Source organism: Pandoraea sp. E26, from assembly GCF_000681415.1.
In the GTDB taxonomy this organism is placed as follows: Bacteria; Pseudomonadota; Gammaproteobacteria; order Burkholderiales; family Burkholderiaceae; genus Pandoraea; species Pandoraea pnomenusa.
In genome coordinates, this window is record NZ_AYXJ01000069.1 from 1 (window position 1) to 2163 (window position 2163).

The 2163-nt window shown below is 62.2% G+C and carries 3 protein-coding genes; 2 read left to right on the forward strand and 1 reads right to left on the reverse strand.

The annotated features are described in order from the left end of the window. A partial coding sequence (locus W930_RS0125070; protein ID WP_028731415.1) for an FAD-dependent monooxygenase occupies nt 1–784 on the reverse strand: 784 nt, incomplete at its 3' end. 121 nt (nt 785–905) lie between these two features. Here W930_RS0125070 and W930_RS0125075 point away from each other — a divergent pair. Both W930_RS0125075 and W930_RS0125080 read left to right on the forward strand, forming a co-directional pair. Continuing rightward, the gene (locus W930_RS0125075; RefSeq protein WP_023594862.1) at nt 906–1454 is read left to right on the forward strand and encodes a VOC family protein; all 549 of its coding nucleotides are present in this window, start codon (nt 906–908) and stop codon (nt 1452–1454) included. Beyond that, a partial coding sequence (locus tag W930_RS0125080; protein WP_051610677.1) for a zinc-binding dehydrogenase occupies nt 1451–2163 on the forward strand: 713 nt, incomplete at its 3' end. The genes W930_RS0125075 and W930_RS0125080, both read left to right, overlap by 4 nt.

The window sequence follows — 2163 nt, forward strand, 5'->3', positions numbered from 1 at the left end:
GTTCGAGATCGGCGTCGTCGGGGGTAATCCACTTCTTCAGCATCGACCAGACGTTCTCCGCCTGAGCGAATCGCGCGGCGTCCTCACCCGGACGCAGCATGATTTCCCATCGGCGCCGGTTGTCCACGCCGCGCACATAGGTGGCGGGCCGGGCCGGATCGCAGAACTGCACGCTGTGTTCCCCAAGCACGTTCCAGTCGCGCTTGAGTAGCGCGTCGAAGACCAGCCAGCGCTCATGCAAGCCCAGATCGACCATTTCGCTGCCGATCATGCGACGCACAAGTGAGCGCGCGCCATCCGCGCCGATCACGTAACGCGCCCGGACCTCGCGCAACGCGCCGCATGACAGGTCTTCATAGCGCACCTGCACGTGATCGGTGTGCTCATCGAGCGCGAACACTTCGCTGCGCAGACGCACATCGACGCACGCATGCGTCGCCAGACGCTCGCGCAGAATGCGTTCGAGATCCGGTTGATGGAAGCGATAACTACTGTTCCAGCCCTGCGGCCCGATCCCTTCGGGACGCTGCCAATCGACCAGCAACTTGCCATCGGCATTCACGAACTTCATACCGGGCGACACCCGGCAATGCTCCGCCAGCGCCGGGGCGACGCCAATGGCATCGAACACCCGCATGCACTCGGCATCGAAATGCACCGCGCGGGGCAGCGGATACACCGCAGGCTCCCGTTCGAGTACCACCACCGATATTCCCGCGCGCCCCAACAAATTGGCCAGCGTTGCGCCGACCGGGCCAAGACCGATGACCACGACGTCTACCACCCTCGCCTCCCATTGATTTTTCTTAAATATCACTATTGGACAAAATATAGATCCGTGGCACTTTACTGTCAAATATAATTTGCATTATTATCACAATTAGATAATTTGAAAGGAGGAGTCGATGCGTAAAGGTTTGAGCTTCAGCCACGTCGGGTTCTACGTGTGCGACATCCAGCGCATGGCGCGCTTCTATACGGAATTGCTCGAGTTCACGATTACCGACTCGGGCAAACTGACCGGCCCGTCAGGCGATCTGGAACTGATCTTTCTGAGCCGCGACCCCCAGGAGCATCACCAGATCGTGCTGGCCACGGGGCGACCGGACACGTCGGGCTTCAACGTGATCAACCAGATCTCCCTGCGTGCCGACAGTCTGGCGACCCTCAAGGGCCTGTACGCCCGGCTGACCGATGCCGGTGCGACTGATATTCATCCGATCACGCACGGCAACGCCGTGTCGATTTATGCGCGGGACCCTGAGGGCAATCGTCTTGAGCTGTTCATCGACACGCCGTGGTATGTCAGTCAACCCATGCGCGTGCCGGTGGACTTCTCGCAACCCGACGACGTGCTGATGGCAGCGGTGGAAGCCCATGCGCGGCAACTGCCGGGGTTTGAGCCACGTGCAACGTGGCAGGCGCGTATGGCGGAACGGATGGGGATGCAATGAACGGCGTCACGTCAGGCAATGCGGATCGGCTGCTCGCCATGGCGATCACCGCGGCCGGTGGCCCCGAGGTGCTCCAGCCGCGACTTGAACCGGTGCCGACCTGCGGACCGCAGCAGGTGTTGATCGAAGTTGCGGCCGCCGGCGTGAATCGTCACGACGTGAATCAGCGCCGGCGCGGCCCGGATGGCCGTCACAGCGATATTCCGGGACTCGAGGTGGCCGGTCGCATCGTTGCCGTCGGTGAGCATGTGTCGCATCGCAAGCCTGGCGATGCCGTCTGCGCGCTGATCGATGGGGGCGGTTATGCCAGCTATGCCGTCGCCGACGAAGCGCTGACGCTGCCGGTCCCGCACGGGATGACAATGATCGAGGCGAGCGCACTGCCCGAGGCGCTATTCACGACATGGCATAACTTCTTTAACGTGGCGCGCCTGCAGGCGAGCGAGCGCGTACTGATTCATGGCGGCACCAGCGGCGTCGGCAGCGTTGCCATTCAGCTACTGAGTGCGTTTGGACACGAGGTCTATGCGACGTGCGGCACCGACGAGAAATGCGCGATGGCGCGATCGTTCGGCGCGCGCGCCGCGTTCAATTACCGCACGGAGGACTTCGCCCAGCGCACGCTTGAAGTCACCGGACAGCGAGGTGTCGACGTGGTCCTCGACATGGCCGGCGTTGTCCACGCAAAGGCGAATATTGTGGCGCTGGC

Excerpts from the sequence above, each read along its gene's own strand:
- W930_RS0125075 (WP_023594862.1), top strand. The coding sequence starts at position 906 with ATGCGTAAAGGTTTGAGCTTCAGCCACGTCGGGTTCTACGTGTGCGAC.